The organism is Mesomycoplasma flocculare ATCC 27399, assembly GCF_000815065.1.
Lineage (GTDB): Bacteria > Bacillota_I > Bacilli_A > Mycoplasmatales > Metamycoplasmataceae > Mesomycoplasma > Mesomycoplasma flocculare.
The window spans coordinates 635,229-653,943 of the sequence record NZ_CP007585.1 but is presented as its reverse complement, the minus strand read 5'-3'; the positions used below and the strand labels follow the sequence as shown (position 1 = coordinate 653,943).

14 protein-coding genes are annotated in these 18,715 nt (G+C 28.9%); 9 read left to right on the top strand and 5 right to left on the bottom strand.

Annotated features, from left to right (window positions below; genetic code table 4):
* From MYF_RS02695 to MYF_RS02680, 4 genes are read right to left on the bottom strand one after another with little or no spacing between them, the layout of a single operon-like run.
* A complete protein-coding gene (locus MYF_RS02695; protein ID WP_002557725.1) occupies positions 1 to 294 on the bottom strand; it encodes a YneF family protein in 294 nt (97 codons plus the stop codon).
* Positions 287 to 1,027: a ribonuclease HIII gene (locus tag MYF_RS02690; RefSeq protein ID WP_002557724.1), complete on the bottom strand. Its 741-nt coding sequence runs from the start codon at positions 1,025 to 1,027 to the stop codon at positions 287 to 289. The genes MYF_RS02695 and MYF_RS02690 overlap by 8 nt, the downstream gene beginning before the upstream one ends.
* Positions 1,014 to 4,211, bottom strand: coding sequence for a DEAD/DEAH box helicase (locus MYF_RS02685; RefSeq protein ID WP_039387689.1), 3,198 nt, complete (start codon positions 4,209 to 4,211; stop codon positions 1,014 to 1,016). Before MYF_RS02685 ends, MYF_RS02690 begins: the two co-directional genes overlap by 14 nt.
* A 41-nt stretch (positions 4,212 to 4,252) precedes the next feature.
* Positions 4,253 to 4,609, bottom strand: a complete 357-nt coding sequence (locus tag MYF_RS02680) for a PTS transporter subunit EIIB (protein WP_002557721.1) — start codon at positions 4,607 to 4,609, stop codon at positions 4,253 to 4,255.
* A gap of 74 nt (positions 4,610 to 4,683) precedes the next feature.
* Here MYF_RS02680 and trpS point away from each other — a divergent pair, with 74 nt between their 5' ends.
* Complete coding sequence (gene trpS, locus MYF_RS02675) at positions 4,684 to 5,667, top strand: tryptophan--tRNA ligase (protein ID WP_039387687.1); 984 nt, start codon at positions 4,684 to 4,686, stop codon at positions 5,665 to 5,667.
* Positions 5,668 to 5,670: 3 nt separating this feature from the next.
* A complete protein-coding gene (thrS, locus tag MYF_RS02670) occupies positions 5,671 to 7,410 on the top strand; it encodes a threonine--tRNA ligase (RefSeq protein ID WP_002557719.1) in 1,740 nt (579 codons plus the stop codon).
* 544 nt (positions 7,411 to 7,954) lie between these two features.
* Here the strand turns inward: thrS and MYF_RS02660 are convergent.
* A complete protein-coding gene (locus MYF_RS02660) occupies positions 7,955 to 9,955 on the bottom strand; it encodes a pullulanase (protein WP_002557717.1) in 2,001 nt (666 codons plus the stop codon).
* A gap of 344 nt (positions 9,956 to 10,299) precedes the next feature.
* On the opposite strand from MYF_RS02660, the gene MYF_RS02655 reads away from it, so the two are divergent.
* From MYF_RS02655 to MYF_RS02625, 7 genes are read left to right on the top strand one after another with little or no spacing between them, the layout of a single operon-like run.
* Positions 10,300 to 10,512, top strand: coding sequence for an LSm family protein (locus MYF_RS02655; protein ID WP_039387808.1), 213 nt, complete (start codon positions 10,300 to 10,302; stop codon positions 10,510 to 10,512).
* 7 nt (positions 10,513 to 10,519) lie between these two features.
* Positions 10,520 to 12,373: a transcription termination/antitermination protein NusA gene (gene nusA / locus MYF_RS02650; RefSeq protein WP_002557715.1), complete on the top strand. Its 1,854-nt coding sequence runs from the start codon at positions 10,520 to 10,522 to the stop codon at positions 12,371 to 12,373.
* An 8-nt stretch (positions 12,374 to 12,381) separates the two neighbouring features.
* Complete coding sequence (locus MYF_RS02645; protein WP_039387683.1) at positions 12,382 to 12,672, top strand: YlxR family protein; 291 nt, start codon at positions 12,382 to 12,384, stop codon at positions 12,670 to 12,672.
* Positions 12,639 to 14,438 (top strand): translation initiation factor IF-2, encoded by a 1,800-nt coding sequence (gene infB, locus MYF_RS02640; protein WP_002557714.1) that lies wholly within the window; start codon positions 12,639 to 12,641, stop codon positions 14,436 to 14,438. The genes MYF_RS02645 and infB overlap by 34 nt, the downstream gene beginning before the upstream one ends.
* Before the next feature lie 13 nt (positions 14,439 to 14,451).
* Complete coding sequence (locus tag MYF_RS02635) at positions 14,452 to 14,793, top strand: ribosome-binding factor A (RefSeq protein ID WP_039387681.1); 342 nt, start codon at positions 14,452 to 14,454, stop codon at positions 14,791 to 14,793.
* Between the two features lie 35 nt (positions 14,794 to 14,828).
* Positions 14,829 to 17,774 (top strand): DNA polymerase III subunit alpha, encoded by a 2,946-nt coding sequence (locus MYF_RS02630; RefSeq protein WP_002557713.1) that lies wholly within the window; start codon positions 14,829 to 14,831, stop codon positions 17,772 to 17,774.
* Positions 17,767 to 18,648 carry a 5'-3' exonuclease gene (locus MYF_RS02625; protein WP_002557712.1) on the top strand — a complete coding sequence of 294 codons (882 nt, stop codon included), beginning with the start codon at positions 17,767 to 17,769 and terminating at the stop codon, positions 18,646 to 18,648. Before MYF_RS02630 ends, MYF_RS02625 begins: the two co-directional genes overlap by 8 nt.
* The last annotated feature ends 67 nt before the right edge of the window (positions 18,649 to 18,715 follow it).

The following is an 18,715-nucleotide window of genomic DNA, read 5'->3' as shown; positions in this document are numbered from 1 at the left end:
CTATTTTTTTGCATTTTTAACAGATCGCATTACCGCTCTGATTTGCGCCTCAGATGGCTTTCGGCCCATTTGCATATACATCGCACGAATCATATTTTCAGTTATTGGAGGGTTTTCTTTAATCTGCTTTTCAAACATTTTTTTAGAAAAAACTAACGCAATAATTCCGCCAACAACAAAAAGAACAATTCCAACCGCAATTGTAATCCCTATTCAACCTCCAAGACCAACTCCACCAGCAACACCGACATTTGTCAATATGTTTTCAGCGTCTTCAGCAAATAAACTAACCATTTTTCTTGCTTTCCTCCTCTAATTTTGCTAATATTTTTTTTGTAATGCTAAAATGAAGTTTAACATTTTCTTCTAGAAAAATTTTGCCATATTTTTTAATCTGAATAATACAAAAAGCAATAATTTTTTCAATTTGATTTGATCCAGCTGGAAAAAAAGTGTTTCACTTTGTTTGCCTTTGAGCAAATTTTTGGTTTAATGCATATTTTGCAATTATTGAAGCCGCGCCAACTTGTTTAATTTTTGTATCGGCTTTTTTTTCTAAAATTAGCGGAAATTCTTGGAAATCTCAAGGCTCAATTTCGAAAATCTTGGAAATTTTTGCCAAATATTCGCCAAATTTCCTTGCGCTTACAAAGCCATCAATAAAAATTTTATTTATTTTTTCATTTTTTAGGTCTAAAATTAATGAATTTAGAACTTTAAAATATAATAATGATTTAATCTCATGGGAATTTAGACCTTTTTGAATAAGTTGGTTATATTCTTTCATTTCTAGACTGATAAATCTGTGTTTTATTTTCTTTTCTAAAATTTTAAAAAGATCAGCAATTTTTTTTGCTGTTAAAAGTTTTGAATCAACAATTTGGTCTAAAAGCGCATTTTTGATTTCATTTTCGCGAAAAACTGTACAACATACAGTTAAATTTGTAAAATATTCGCCAACTCCGACCTCATCGCAGCCCACTACTAAATCATTTAAATTGTATAGACCTGATTTAGACAAGATCATTTTCTTTTAAACTAAGCACTTTTTCTTTGATTTTTGCGATAATCTTTTGTCTATTAAGTTTTCATTCGACAAAATTTAGTGTAAATACAGGGTAGTTCTTTTGCTCAATAAATTTAATAGCGTCAAAATATTTAATATATTCTTTTGGCTCTTTATATTCTAAGGAATCAAGATAAATTGCAAATAAAAGTTCGCCCTGTTCAAAAACAGCAACGTCTATTTCTTCGCTGCCCACAACAAAATTAGTTTTTGTTTCAAAATCGGGAAAAACCACGGAAAATTCTTCAACAAATTCCTGTTGAAAATCAGTGAAAAATTTTGTTTTTTTCACATTATTTAATTCAGCAAGCGAGAGTTCATTTTTTCTTTTACGTGAATAGTGAATTTGTGATTGAATATCTAAATCTAAAAAGTTGATTCACTCTTTAAAAATTTCTAAATCCTCAGAATTAGATGCATTTTGAATTTCATCGGCATTAAGCGATTTGCAAATTATCATTTTTTGCCGAGCACGTGAAGTGGCGACATTTAAGGCGTTTTTCCCCCCTTTTCTTGCAATATAAGTAGCAGCAAATTTAGCGCTTTGATCATAAGCTACCGAAATTATTACCAAATCCGCTTCATCTCCTTGAATATTTTCGAGACTGTTAACAATAATTTTGTCAGTATAGATCAGTTTTTCAATTTCTGGATAGGATTCAAAAATTATTTTTTCGATTGCATTTTGTTGATTTTTATTAAAAGCAAGAATTATCATTGTTGGAAACTTGTTAATATTTCTTTGTGCAATTTCCACAACTGCCTTTGCCTCAAGAATGTTTTGTTGCCCATCTCATTGACCGTTAACATTGTGAACTTCGATCACATCATTTTCTTCAAATTTGTAATTATTAGCAATCTTCAGTTCCGATTCGTAAAAATGTCGCGAATTAAAAGTCATCAGTGAAGCATGATGAGAACGGTAGTTTTTATCTAACATAATGTTAAAAACACCTTTAGAATAAGCATATTCAAGAATTGATTCGATGTTTGCAAAGGCATCATCTTCTGATTCTTCGTTTAATTTAGAAGCAAATCAGCGAATTGGCTGCATTTGTTGATGATCGCCAACTAAAATCTTTATTTTTCCGTAAAATAAAAGTGGTAAGGCTTCTTCTAAAAACATTTGTGAGGCCTCGTCGATTACAACGTAGTCAAAGTATTTTTTTTCAAACATCACAAGTTCAATGTCAGGTGTTGTAATGATTATAGGAAATAAAACTTTAATTATTTCCGCATGTTTTAATAAAAATTTATAAGGTGACATTTTCTTTTTTTGTTTCACACTGAGCCGAAAGCGGGTGTAAAGTTGTTGAAATTCTGTGTTGTTATTTAATTTATCTAGAATCTTAAAGATTTTTTTTGCATGGAAAACAAATAATGCTTTATCATCAATAACTTCATTTTTTGGTTTTGAGCAGAAATTCAAAAATTTTTCAAGATTTTCAAAATTAGAAATTTCCAATTTTGAAATTTTATTAAAGATATTTTCTAAATTATCATCATAATTGCCAAGATTTGTAAGGATTATATTAACATCATTTTGCAAATCTTTTGAAAAGGCATGAATAACTTTCTCGTAAACTTTTAATTTTCGTTTAAGTTGAGTTTCGATAATGTGTAATTTTAGTTTAGTTTCTGACCTTGGCGAACGTTTTGGATTAATTTTGATTGATTTATTTAGTTTAAAAAGAGCTTCAGCGACATTAAGCGCAAAAAAGTTATTAGCAGTTTCAATTATTTTATAGGCTTCTAATGTGTTAGTAAAAATGTCGGTTTTTGGGAAAATTTTTTGCAAAAGTTCAAGATATTTCCGATCATCATTAGAAAAAACTTCAATTTCATCAATTTTAGATTCCATATTGAAATTTTCTATAATTTCAATATATTCTTCAATTGGTTTATAAAAGTCTTTATAATTTTCAAGTTTTTCATTAATTACAAAAAGGCAAAAAAATGACATCATTTTTAGCCTTTTTCTTAGAACAACAAGCGCAATTTTTTTCTGCGAACTAACAAGCGCTGTGCGATTTAGTGCAATAATGTTGGAAATAATATTTGCGATTGTTTGTGATTTTCCGGTTCCTGGCGGTCCTCAAATTATTGTATTTTGTAAAATTGCAGAAATATGTGCATAATCTTGAGTAAAATTAGTTGGCTGAATTTTGAAAAATCCTGTAAATTTAGGTGAAAAAATTGACTTCTCAACACTATTTCGATAAACATTTTTGTTAATATCCACTTCAATCAGGTTGTGAATTTCGCCAGTTTTTATCATTTTTTCCATGATACGACGTTGGTGCGAACCGCCAATGTTAAAAAATCCTAAAATTGCACCAGGATGAAAATTTACACTACTATCTTCATTTGCGGTAAAATCCTTAGGGATTCTGCCTTCAATATTTGGAATTTTAAATTTATCATTATAAAATTTTTTTACATTTTCTATTAATTCTTCAATTGAAAATTCCGAAAAATCAAAATCAAAATTAAAGTCAATGTCAAGCTTTTTTAAAAAAGTAATCAATTTATTGTTTAATTTTATATGTCCATCAGCATTTAATCTTGGAACTGAATTAACAATTGTGACTTCACATTCTTTAACAAATAATGGTCCAAAAAAACTGCGATCTTCAATTGTAAGCGAAATATAGAAAAATCCAATGTGCAAAGGTCAAATATTCCGATCTCTTAGAATATCATAAGCTTTTTTGATTAACCGTTTTCATTTTGCCAAACTTGTTTGTTTTTTATATGAAATTTTGTTTAAAATGTCTTTTTTCCCCGCTTCAAAATCACTATTTAATGATCTTAATGAAAGCGGGTTAACTTTATAATCTGAATTTTTTAGAAATTCAACTAGTTCTTCTTTGTTGTTAATTGCTTCAATTTTTTCAACAAGATCATCAAATTCACTAGCCGCTAGTGAGACTGATGAGATTGGCGAAGTTATTAATTTTTTAAAATCGCTTGACTTTAAGGATATAAACAAGTCGATATAATTTTCGCCATCAATTTTTGTGAAAAGAGCAGAATCTGTTCTTTCTACTGTGATAAGATTTGCAAGCAAACGTTCGTAACTTAAATTTTGGTTTGTGTTGTTTGAGTTTTGATTTTCATGGGTTTGGCTGCCAAATTTTTGCATTTTTAGTGTAATTTCCTTTGGGTTTTTAAACTTTTATAAACTTATTCAAAATTATTTATAGCTTTTCAAATGGCTTTTGATTTATTGCCAACTATTAAATTCAACATATCTGAACTTACAAAAATTCCAGAAATTCCTTTTAATTTCTTGATTTTTTCAAAATCGAGATTCTCTGTTGATTTCAATTTAATTCTTAGCCGAGAAATAGTAAAATCACTTTTTTCGATATTTACTTTTCCACCTAACAAATTAACTAATTCCTCGATTTTAAAGTCAAATTTTTTTTCATAAATAAAATCAGAATTTATTTTATTATGTTTTTTTTTAATATATTTGGCAAAAAAACCAAAACTAAAAATTTGCAAAAGTAAATAAATGATTTTGGAAATTAGCTTCATAATTATTTTTTAAATTATACCCATTTTTATAACTTTTTAATTATTTTAATTAATTATGCTAAAATTTTTTCATTATGAAAAAAAGATTGGTTAGCGGAATAACTGCAACAGGTAAATTGACAATTGGGAATTTTTTAGGCTCAATAAAACCGAGTATTTCTTTGCAAAACGAGTATGAAAATTTCATTTTTGTGGCCGATCTTCACGCACTAACTTTACCAATTAATTCGCAAGAATTGGCTGAAAATCGCAAAAGTATTTTTGCTTTTTATCTTGCCTGTGGTTTTGATCCCGAAAAAACAGTCTTATTTTTTCAATCAGAAATTAGCGAGCATTCTGAATTATACTGACTTTTGCAATCAGCGACAACAATTGGCGAGCTTTCAAGAATGACACAATTTAAAGACAAAGCGCGTTTAAAACAAGAAAATAACACCGAAAAAGTCCCAACCGGCCTTTTGACTTACCCTATTTTAATGACTGCTGATATTCTTTTGTATAATCCTAATTTTGTTACGGTTGGGGCTGATCAGCTGCAACATCTTGAATTAACGCGGAAAATAGCCCAAAGATTTAACAAAATTTACAAAACAAATTTTAATATTCCTAGAGCAATAATTTCTGATTCATCACAAAAAATAATGTCGCTAACTAATCCAGAACATAAAATGTCAAAATCATCTAAAAGCAAAAATTCAACTATTTTTCTTAGCGATACTCCTGAAGAAGCATATAAAAAAATCCAAAAAGCTCAAACAGATTCAGAAAATAAGATTTATTTTAGCAAGGAAAAACCAGGGGTTTCCAACCTTTTAAATATTTTTATGGGATTTACTGGCAAAAATAAGGAAGAATCTCTATTGTTTTTTGAAAATAAATCCTATCAATTTCTAAAAAAAACTGTCGGGAAAATTGTAGCTAATTTTCTTGAAAATTTGCAAGAAAAGTATAAAGAAAATCTTGTTTTAGTCGAGATTTTTGCAAAAAAAGGCGCAAAAAAAGCAAAAAAAATAGCTAGTTCTAATCTCCAAAAAATTAAGGAAAAAATGGGGTTATAATCTATGGACTTAAAAATTGACTATGAATTAAATCATTCAACTTCCCATCTTTTAGCGCTTGCAATAAAAACACTTTTTCCTGATGTAAAATTAGGAATTGGTCCTGTTTATGATGATGGTTTTTATTATGATTTTGACCTTCAGCGTTCAATTTCCAATGCAGATTTTCCAAAAATTGAGAAATTAATGAAAAAATTAGTCTCTAAAAATTTAAAAATCATTGAAACAGATGGAACAAATATAGATTTTAAACAGCAAATTTACAAACAAAAACTAAAAAATGAGCTTGAAAAAAAAGGTGAAAAAATCAGCTATTATTCAATAGTTAGTGGTAATAATAATATTCTTTTTGAGGATCTGTGTGCCGGAAAACATCTTAAATTTTTAAGCAAAATTCAAAATTTTAAACTTTTAAAAGTGTCTGGCGCTTATTGAAAAGGAGATTCTAAAAACAAACAACTGACCCGAATTTATGGAACAAGCTGGAAATCAAAAGAAGAACTAGAAAAATTTTTAACAATTTTGCAAGAAAGACAAGAAAGAGATCATCGCAAAATTGGAAATAAATTAAAACTTTTTACTTTTAGCCCCTATTTTGGCCCTGGTTTTCCGGTTTGACTAGAAAATGGAATGAAGATTCACAATAAAATACGTCAAAAAATTCTTCAATTTGACCGCAAATATGGTTTTAAAGAAGTTCTGACTCCCCATTTTGGCCATAAACAATTATATGAAATTTCTGGTCATTTATCACATTATCGCGAAGATATATTTCCCGTTTTGCATGTTGAAAACGAAGAGCTGATTCCCCGGCCAATGACATGTCCGCATCATATTATCTTGTTTTCCCAAAATCTTTTTAGTTATAAAAATTTGCCTTATAGAATTTCTGAACAATCAAGGTTGTATCGTTATGAAAAATCAGGAGCACTTTCCGGTCTTGAGCGAGTGCGCGCGATGGATTTGACAGAAGGTCATATTTTTGTTAGCAAAAGGCAAATTTTTACTGAAATTCAGCATCTTTTTAAAATGATTACGGAAGTGCTTGATTTTTTTAATATTAAAATTTTTTATATTTCATTTTCAAAAAGAGATCCCGAAAATAAGGAAAAATTTTTTGAAGATGATAAAATGTGAAATCAAGCCGAATCTGATTTGAAACAATTTTTAGATAAGAACAGAGTTGAATATATTGAAAAAATCGGTGAAGCTGCTTTTTATGGTCCAAAAATTGATTTTCAAATAAAAACTGCGCTAAATAAGGAAGTCACAATTTCCACTTTGCAATTAGATTTTCTTTTGCCCACAAAATTTGGAATTTATTTTATAAACGAATATAACAAAAAAGAAACTCCAATTTTAATTCATCGGGGACTAATTGGCACCTACGAACGATTTGTTGCCATTTTATTAGAACAAACTAAAGGAAATTTACCTTTTTGATTATCGCCAAAACAAGTTATTGTTATTCCTATAGGTGAAAAACATAATGATTTTGCTCAAAAAGTGCATAAAATTATTTTTGATCTTGGCTTTTATTCAGAAGTGGATTTGCGCTCTGAACGAATTTCTCGCAAAATTCGGGACGCAAATTTGCAAAAAATAAACTACCAAATTATAATTGGTGATGCGGAAATTGAAAAAGAGGAAATTACGTATCGGAAATTTGCCTCGCCTGCTTTGTATAAAACATCGTTAGCAAGTTTTATTGATTTGTTAAGAAATGACGAAAAAAATGTATAAAAAAATAACAAAAATTCCCGATTTTTTATTTGTATTAATTACAATAATTCTGCCAATAAGTCTTATTTATGCATTTTTTTCGCCAGATTTTTACAAAAAAACATTAGTTTCTTTTTGAATTTTATTCCTTATTGCAAGTTTAAATTTTGTAGTCTGTTTTTGTGTCTCACTTGTTTGAACTAAGTTAAAGGTTGTCAGTTTTTCTTTTATTTTTTATTACCCGGTAATTTTGTTTTCTCTGACGGTTTTACTTTTGACTTATCCATTAAATTATTCTGAAAATCTATTAATTTTACGAGTTTTTTTATTGTTTTTGTCAGTTCTTTTAATTATTCCTTCGTTAATGGTTAAGAAAAAAGTAATGAAAATAATTAATAAATCTAAATTTAAGCAACAGCAGTTCCTAAATTTTTAACATAGCTAGGCATTCTGGTAAATTTTAAAAAAAATACCACCATTTTTACCATTATTTCTGATCAAAAAATGCAAAAAGATTTCTGGTAAACCAGTTTATTTTTTTAAATCGTTATTAGTTTTAATAAAATTAATCTTTTTTAATTAACAAAATTGATTGATGTTTCTGAATTAAGTTGGAAATAATTTTAATTTTTGAACTAAAAAGAACATCAAAATTACCGAAATCATATTCATAAGAATTATTAGAAAAATTATGAATTACCTTCACAATTTCAGTATCATAGTTAATTGTAAAAATAATTAAACCTTTATCGTTTTCGACAGTTTCAAATTTTAGACTATCTTTGATTTTTTGATTTGTTGGCAACCGGAAAAACGGAGTTGTTTGTCGAAATTCATTAATTTTGGCTAGAAAATCAAAGATTTTTTCTTTAATATCATTATTTTTAAGAATTTCAAAATTCAATCCGTTTGTAAAATCTGTTGTTTTATAAGAATTAAAATCAAGATATTTTCCGTTCAAAAATGGTAAGGGTGGCCTTTTTGCGTTTAAATTAGGATGACAGCTTTGATAAGTCATACCTGAAAAATCGCAAATTTTAGAAAACGCCAACTCAGTTCCCGCAGCAAAAAAAGTTTTCCCTTGCACAAAAGATGTCAACATAAGCGCTTGTCGATAAATTTCGAGAAATTCTCTTTTTCCAATTCTTGTTCCTGAACTTAAAATTTTATCCGTCAAACTAGGGCTAGCATAACAACTTAAGTAAGCAAGATTCAAACTAATATCATTTGCAAAAAGGTCGTAGCGTTTTTTGGAATAAAAAAAATTTTTAAAATCAAAATCAACAATATTTCCTGGGATTGATGAAACATAAGCAGCGAATTTTTTTCCGGTTTTTGATAAAATTAAACCCTTATCGTGTGGGTTGTCGCTACCACTAATTGCGTTTTTGATTGTGTCATTGAAATACCCAAAATTAAAATTATTTCCATTTTTGCCTTTTTCAAGTCGATGTCTACTTGGTAAATCGCTAAAATTTCGAACTTCACCATATAAAAGGATGTTTGGATTAACTTTTTTTAGCTCAATAGCAATAACTTCAAGTGCTTTTTTATCTAAAAAGGAGGCTAAATCAAAACAAAAACCATCAATTTTATAATATTCAGCAAAAAATATTAACGAATCTAAAATCAAACGGAAAGCCATTGGTTTTTGCGAGTCAATCGCGGGAAAGTCCACCGGAAAAACAACGGTTTCATCGCGGTAAAAATAACCACGAGCAACATCATCGAGAATAGAATTTTTAAAAGTGCGATTAAAAACAACGTCAAGAATAACACCAATTTTTTTTTTATGAGCTTGGTCTACAAATTTTTTAAATTCTGAAATTTTAAGATAAGGATCGCTAGGATTTGTTGAATAGCTTGAGTTAACCGAAAAAAAACCCAGTGGGTCATAACCTCAATTATAAGATGTAAAATAACCTTTCCCTTGTCCTTTGTGGATAATTGGCACGCTTTTTTGGCTAAAAGTATAGCAAGCATGGATTGGTAATAGCTGTACAAAGTTAAAATTTAACCTATTAAGGTGTTCAAAAATATCAGTGTCTATTGCGCCAATAAAAGTTCCTTTATTTTTTGTTTTTTGAGAAACTGAAGAAAAATCTCGAATATGCAATTCATAAATTTGAGCATCAATTTTTGGGTTTTTGTCTAATAAATCTAGTTTTGATGGTGTTTTCCCAGCTTTTGTAGAAAAAATATCAATCAAAAATGCTTTTGGGCTTTCATTTTTTGTTCAATCAAAAGGCGCAATGCTAAAAGCATAAGGGTCTAACGCTTCTGTTATTTTTAAATCGTGGTGTTCGATTAGCAAATTATATAAATATCCATGAAATAATCCATCAATTTGACAAAATCATATATCATTTATTTTTGACATTACTATAATTTCAACTGGAATTTTGTCTTCAGGATTTTTGTAAATTGCAAAATGCACACGAGTCGCATTAGGAGACCAAAGGTAAAACTCAAAATTGTTAGACCTAAAAACTAAGCCAAGTTGGCCTCAATAAGACTCGCCGCGAAAATTTTTTCGAAATGAATTAGTGGCGTAATTGAAAAGCATATTTACTACACACCCAGAAAATGTTTAAATTTCAAAATGCAAAAATAGTTATTTAGGAAACAAAAATAGAAAATTAAAATTTATCTTTACTTTAATTAATAAATTATTAATTTAATGAAATTTTAAATATTCTATCATAAAAATTTTCATTATAAAAAAAATACAAAAAAAATTAAGGCATTAAACCTTAATTTAAAGTTTTTATTAAAAAAAATAAAATAAAAGTGATATAATAATTTCAACCTTGTAATTTTTTGTATTTAAATAAAAGGTTGTCTTTTTGACGACCTTTTGGTTTTTATTTAATAAATTTAAAACAGATAATAATAAAAAAAGGGGCAAAATTGAACTTAATCGAACAGTTAAAAAGAAAGTTTAGATTAATTTTAGAGATTAATTTTATTGAAGAAAACGGTTTGAATTATTTAAGAGTTGTTACAGATTACCGTTCTTTAAAAGAAGTTGAAAAAATTTCTATAGAAATTTCTAAATTTATTGACAAAATAGAAATAAGTGAAAAAAATTTTATTTTAGAGGTACTTTCAAAAGGACAATAATTTAAAAATGGATCAGAAAAAAAAAGAAAAATTAAAAATTAGCCCAAAAGATAGCGCAAAGTTGATAGTAGAGTCAATCAAAGAAGTTGCCAAAAATAATGAGCTGCCCTTAGAAAAAGTTATTTGAATCTTTCAAGAAGCAATTGAGTTTGTTATAACAAAAAAAATTGATCCTGATGCGCAAATTCAAATTGATGTTGATTTTGAAAATTCCAGTTTTAAAGTTTTTAACTCAAACGGAATTGTTGTTGAAGATGATTATTTTAACGGCCTTACAGAAGAAGAAAAAATTAACGAAGTCGTTCCTTTTATTTCGCTTTCAACTGCAAAGGAAAGCAATCCTGATGTTCAAGTTGGTGATATTTTTACAATTGAAATTAATCTTGAAAGTTTCGAACAGTGACTTTTTATGGCAATTATGCACGCTTTCAAACAAAAAATTTCTGAAATTGTTCGTAGCAATGTTTATAACAAATATTCAGCCCTTAAAAATCAAGTAGTTTGAGCGACAGTTACTAACAAAATTTCTGCGGGATTTATTTTCGAAATTGACGAAGATAAAACTTCTGCTTTTATGCCAAGCCATTATACCAGTGGTCAGAATTTAAAAATTGGGACTAAACATGAAGTTGTAATTGAAAATGTCTCTAAAAATACTAAGCAATCACAAGTGGTTGTATCTTCAAGATCTGTGCAGCTTGTAAAGAAAAAAATAATTGACGCGATTCCAGAATTACAATCTAAATTTCTGGAAATAGCCTCAATTGCTCGGATTCCCGGAGAAAAATGTAAGGTTGCAATTCGAAAAACAAATGATGTTGAAGCAAACGATATTTCTGAAATTGGTTCAGTTGTCGGAGCAACAGGAACAAGAATTTTTGCAATTTCTCAAGAACTCGACGGAGAAAAAATTGAAATTGTTAAATATGATGATAATATTGTTCAATTTATTGTAAATGCAATGTCTCCTGCCAGAGTTATTTGCGTAAAAGAGTTGAAATTAAGTCATAAATTACGGCGTTTTACGGTAGTTGTTCCTGATTTTCAACACAGTTTAGCAATCGGGAAAAGGGGTTCAAATGTTAAACTAACAGCTGATTTAACTCGCACACAACTTCAAATTTTACCCTATTCTGCCGTTTTAAAAAATGATAATTTCCAAATTGAATGAAACGGAAATATTAAAGATCACCAAGAACTTATAAATCTTAAAAATGAATATATCCAACGACAACAAAATCGCATGTATCAAAACCAAAGGAATTTATATAACCATAATTCTGATAATTTTGAATCAATTCTGCAACAATTTGAATCTGATATTCGCGAACTTGAAAAACCTTACGGTGTTGAAAGACAATTTATTCAAAAAAATGGGCAAAAAACTGAAAAAAAAGATTCTGAATTTTCACAGACTAGAACAAGTTTTTTAAATAAACAAACTAATAAATTGCGTAATTTCGACAGAAACCAAAATAAATATAACCAAAATTTAGATTATTTTAGTTATAGTTCAGAATCAGAATTAGAAAAAAATTATGATTCCTTAAAAAAAATGACCCAAAAATCATTTTTTGATGCTGATTCACTTTTTGACTCAGCCCTTAATGAAGCAAAAAGCGAAAACGAGCTAATTGACAAAAAACATCAAGAAAATGAAAGTCGAAAACAAGAATTGTTAATTCAAGAAATCAAAAATAAAAATAAACCAAATCAAGTTAAGTCCACAAAATCTGATGCTGACAATAACGATGATTTATATATTCAAAATGAAAAACAATTAAAAAATTTCAAATTAGATGATGATCTTGTCAAATATACCGGAGTTGAAGATATTGACATTGATGATCTTGATTTTTAAGGAAATAAGTGAAAAAATATACAAGAAAGTGTATTGTTGATCAAAAAATTTATCCAGTTGAAGATTTAATTAGATTCACATATAGTAGTGATAAATTAATTATTGATAAATTTTTTGATAAAAAAATTGGTGGGAGAGGCGCATATATTTTTGCTGATTATGATAAAATTCAATACGCAATTAAAAAAAGACTTTTTAATCGTGCTTTTAAAACAAAAATCCCTGCTAATACCTACCAAAATCTAGCTAACGAGGTAGAAATAATATGAAAAAAACCCAAAAGCGAATCTCAAATGTAGGCGAAATTAAAGCGCAATTGAAAAATGTTGAAACTAAAGTTCATAATGGCGTTTTCCTTTTTACTGGAATAATGACAATTTCTGAATTGGCCCAAAAAATAAATATCTCAGTTAATCAAATTATCACTTATTTTTTTAACCAGGCAAAAATGTATAATTTAAATCATAGTCTCTCAGAAGAAGAAATAGCAGAAATATGCCTTGAATTTGGCCTTGATTTTAAAAAAGAAGTTCAAATTAACGCTGCAAATTTTATGGAGGAAGTCACAATTCAAGACGATGATAGCGATTTAAGCCCTCGCCCTCCAATTATCACTGTCATGGGCCATGTTGATCATGGGAAAACGACTTTGCTTGATTATATTCGTAAAACAAATATTGTCAAAAGCGAAAAGGGCGGGATTACGCAACATACCGGAGCTTATCAGGTTGTTTTTGAAGAACACGTTATTAATTTTATTGACACTCCAGGACATGAAGCATTTACGCAAATGCGCGCCCGAGGCGCAAAAGTAACCGATATTATCGTCTTAGTTGTTGCTGCCGATGATGGTGTAATGCCACAGACAAAAGAAGCAATCAATCACGCGCTTGCTGCAAACGTGCCGATAATTGTTTTTGTTAATAAAATGGATAAACCAAACAAAGATATTGATCGGATCAAAAACGAACTCTCAACGCTTAATATTGTCACAGAAGAATGAGGCGGGAATAACATTTTTGTCTATGGATCAGCGCTTACCGGGGAAGGAATTGATACGCTTTTTCGTTCAATTTTGCTTGTAGCTGAAATGCTCGAATTAAAAGCTAATAAAAATCGTTATCCAATTGGTACTGTTATTGAGGCAAAACTGCACCATAATAAAGGTGCAATTGCAACTTTAATGGTTCAAAATGGTACTTTAATGGTTCGCGATTTTATTGTTGCCGGTTATCAATATGGAAGAATTCGTTCACTTGAGAATACAAATGGCGAGCCAATAAAATCTGCCCCTCCTGGAACGCCAGTAATTGTCACTGGTCTTAATTATGTCCCTGAAGCTGGAGATAAATTTTTCGGTTTTCACGAAGAAAAATTTGCTAAACAGCTAGCGCTGGAGAAAAAACAAACAGAAAAAACAACGAAAACAAAAATTCAAACAAGACAACAAATAAAAGAAAAAACTTTAAATATAATAATAAAAACAGACGTTGCCGGAATCGCCGAAGCCTTACATTCAACAATTGAAAAACTCGCATCAAAATATGTTCATATTCACATTCTTCATTCCGGGGTTGGAATTATTAATAAAGCTGATATTTTGTTGGCCCAAACCTCAAATTCAATAATTTATGCCTTTAATTTACAAATTCCAGCCTCAATTAAAGCGCAAGCAAAACAAGCCCAAGTAGAAATCCGCGAACATACAATAATTTACAAAATAATTGATGAGGTAAAAAAACAAGTCCGGGGTATGCGTGAAATCAAATATGAGCTCCAGCAAATTGGAGCAGCAAAAATTATCGCCAAATTCTGGTTTTCAAAAGTCGGTTCAATTGCCGGATGCAGTCTTATTTCAGGAAAATTTGTTGAAAACTGCAAAATTGAATTATGAAGAAATTCAAAACTGATTCATTCAGGAAAAATTGAATCACTTCAAAGGGACAAAAACCCAGTAAAAGAAGTTCAAGCAGGTAATGAATTTGGCACACATATTCACAAATTTAATAATATCGAAATTGGTGATGAAATAAAAGCATTCTTAGAAGTTGAAATTGAAGACTAAAAAAGGAGCAAAAATGTCTGTTAGTCATGAAAAAAAACAAAATTATTATCACCAGTTAATCTCAAAAGTAATTGAGTCACATTTTTCCGAGAGAATGCCAGTTTCTGTTAACTGAGTACGACTTTCAGGTGACAATTCCCATCTTTTTGTCTACTTAGAATTTGAATTCGCAGCTGAAAAAAATTTGGCTCAAATACTAAAAGCACAAAAATTTATCAGGTTAAAATTTGGTAATCTTCTTGATGGTTTTAAAGTTCCTGAGTTACATTTTCAGCTGGATCCAGTTGCTAAGCGGGTTGATCAAATGGAGAAAATTTTTAGTCAAATAAAAAAAGAAGAAGAAAAAGCCGAATAAAATCGCTTTTTTCTTTTAAAATTTAATATACAAAAATGAAATTAATTAATTTGCACACAAGAACTGAGTATACTTTTTTATCTTCAACAATCAAATTAGATTCCTTAATTAAATACGCAGTAGAAAAAAATTTAAAAACTTTAGTAATAACGGATTTAAATTCAATGTTCGGCGTGCCGAAATTTTATAAGTTATGCAAACAAAATAATATAAATCCTGTAATTGGCTTGGAAATTGAAATTGAAAATTTTCACTTTATTCTATTAGCTAGAAATTATTCAGGTTATGTTGTTATTTCCGAGTTAGTGTCAAGAAAAACAAAACAAAATGATATTTTTTTAAAAGACCTGCTAGAAAAAAACGATATAATTATTATTGACCACCCCAAAAAAGGGTATTATTTCCAAAAAAAAACTCAACTAAGTGAAATATTTGATGCGCAAAAGTTACAAAATTATTACATAGTTGAAAATAATCCAGAAATTGCTAACTCCATTTATTTACAAGAACGAAGTGTGCTTTTTTCCAAAGAAAAAATTTATCTAGAAGCACTTGCTAAAATTAAGGGCGATATTTTCGATTTTAATGCGCAATTTTATGATTTTGATCAATGAGAACAAGAAATTGATCCAATTATTATTAAAAGAACCAATTCGCTTGTTGAAAATATTATAATTGAATTTCCAAAAATCGAATTTAATCTTCCTGATTTAAACAATGAAAGCGGGCTTAAATCTGATTTACTTTTAAAAAAAATTCTTAAGGAAGCAACAGAAGAAAAGCAAGCTGATTTGGTAAATTATAATTGAAAATCACGATTGCAATATGAGTATGAAACAATTTGTAGTCTAAATTTTAGCAATTATTTCCTTATAATTTGGGACTTACTTAAATGAGCAAGGGGGAAAAAAATTCTCATTGGTCCAGGTCGAGGATCAGCATCAGGGTCACTAATCGCTTATTTATTGGGAATTACAGCCGTTAACCCTTTAAAATATGACTTAATTTTTGAAAGATTTCTCAATCCAAAACGAATAACAATGCCAGATATTGACATTGACATTCAGGATACAAGAAGACATGAAATCATCAATTATTTGTTTGAAAAATATGGTAATAATCATTGCGCAACAATTATAACTTTTTCAACTTTAGCTGCAAAAAGTGTTTTCCGTGATATTTCAAAAGCCTTCGGTATTCCAGAAGTCCAGGTAAATAAAAATGCAAAGTTGATTAGTTCAAATATGAATTTGGCACAATTGTATGCTCAAGGCAACACGCCATTTAGAAAATTAATTGATCAAGGCGATAATTTACTAGGCCAAAATAACAGTGAAGTTTATAAAAAAATTTATAAAATCAGTGTTTTTTTAGAAGGAATGCCTCGCCAATCTTCAACTCATGCTGCGGGAATTGTTCTTTCAAAAATCCCAATTCAAAAATTAGTTCCTGTTCATTTTTCAAAGGAAAGTCTTAGTCAAATTCAGTATTCAGCGGAATTTCTTGAAGATTTTTCACTTTTAAAAATTGATTTGTTAGGTCTTAAAAATTTAACAATTGTTGCAAATATACTAACAAAAATCAATAAAAGTGGTAAAAATCTTAATTTTGAACAGTTACCAATTCACGAGAATCAAACAAATAAGCTGTTATCCCAAGGAAAAACGTGTGGTATTTTCCAGTTAGAATCGCCGGGAATGACAGCAAGTATTAACAAAATTGGCGTTAATTCAATTAACGATGTAATTGCAATTATCTCACTTTTTCGACCTGGACCAATTAGACAAATTCCAACTTATGCCAAAAATAAGCAAACTAACAGCTGAGAAAAAATATTTCCAGAATATGATAAAATTGTTGAATCAACATTTGGTGTAATTATTTATCAAGAACAAATTATGCAAATTTGCCAAGTTATTGCAGGTTTTGACCTTGAACAAGCAGATATAATCCGTGTTGCTATTTCTAAAAAAGACGAAGCAAAAATTACTAAAATTAGAGAAAGTTTTATTAAAAACGGGACTAATTTAGGTTATGATTCAAAATTAGTTAACCGTATTTATGATTTAGTTTATAAATTTTCTGATTATGGTTTTAACAAAGCGCACGCGGTTGCTTATGCAACTTTAGCATATAAAATGGCTTATTTGAAGGCAAAATATCCTGCATACTTTTTTGTTGAATTAATTTCAAATGAGAATGGTTCACAAGAAAATATTAAAAAATATGTCGATGAAGCAAAGAATTTTGGTTTTGAAATTCACAGACCTAATATTAACTTTTCAACACAAAATGCTGTTTTTGTGGAATCAAAAAATGCAATTTTTCTCCCGCTTTTAATGATTAAAGGTCTTGGAGCTATTGCTGTGAAAACAGTTGTAGATGAAAGGCAAAAAAACGGATTGTATAAAAATTTTTTTGATTTTATTAGAAGAATGAAATTAGTCAATTTTTCGAAAGCAGCACTCGAAAAATTAATTTTATCAAACGCGCTTAGTGATTTTGACAATCAAGAGACACTGGCTCATAATTTTGAGTTGATTTGAAATCATGGTAGTTATGTCTTTAATGACAAAGATGGAAATTTAGTGACATCTGCTGATTTTGTTAATCCAGATTTAAACTTTTTAGAAAAAATACCTTACAATCAGCAAAAAAATTATGAAAATGAGCTAAAATATCTTGGAATGTCATTCATTAAGCGGGGGAAAAGTTCGCTATTAGATAACCAAATTCCGTTAAAGGAATTAAAATCTGGAATTGAATACAGACTAACTTTAGAATTAAAAAAAGTTACAAAACTTAAAAACGAATTTTATCTGATAATTGTAAGCGATGGGGAAAGCGATGCTAAAATATTCACTAAAAATCCGAATTATTTAGCTCTTCAAACAAAAAAATACTATGAATTTATAGTGTATTCAAAACCTGGAAAATTTTATCTAAAAGGAAATCCGAAAAGAGTTCTAAATTATGAGTAAAAAAATATTATTAATTGACGGCACATGATTGACATTTAAGTCGTTTTTTGGTGGATTTTATGGTAATCGCCTTGTGAATTCAAAAGGGGATATAACTTTTGCAATTCATATTTTTTTTAGCTCCGTTTTCAAATTAATACGCATTATTAAGCCCGATAATATTTATTTTGCTTTTGATTATGGTTCAAAAACACCACGGCATCAAGACTATCCAGATTATAAAAAAGGGAGAGCTAAACCTCCAGATGCACTTTTATTGCAAATGAAACAAATAAAAAAAATTCTTAGTTTAGCCAATTTTCTATGATCACAACATCAAGATTTTGAAGCTGATGATTTAATTGCATCCCTTCAAAAAAAGATTAGAGAAACTGACCCAGAGGCAGAAATAATAATTTTTAGCTCAGATCAAGATTTGCTGCAATTAATTGACAGAAAAACAATAATTATTAATAAGATTGAAAATAATTTCATAAATACCCAAACAGTTGATAATTTCTTTGAGAAACATGGCTTTCACCCTGATCAAGTTGTCGATTTTAAAGTTTTAGCAGGTGATGCATCTGACAATATTAAGGTTATCGACGGCCTTGGCAAGAAAGGAGCGATCAAATTATTAGAAAAATATAAAAATTTAGATAATATTTTTTCAAATCTTGATAAAATTAATAATAAAATTGCAAAGCAAATTAATGAAAAAAAGCCAAAATTGTTATTTTTTAAGGATTTTATTAAGCTAAATCAAAACGCTAATTTTGATTTTGACATCTTCCAAAAGTTAAAAATTAAAACTAGCCCTGCTTTAGTTGAAATTCTAAAAGAACTCGAGTTAAAAAAGGTTCACGACGCTCTAAATGAAATTGCTACAAGCTAAAACTAAATAAAAAACACTATTAAAACACTATTAAAACACTATAAAATGAGAAAATCCTTTTTATTTC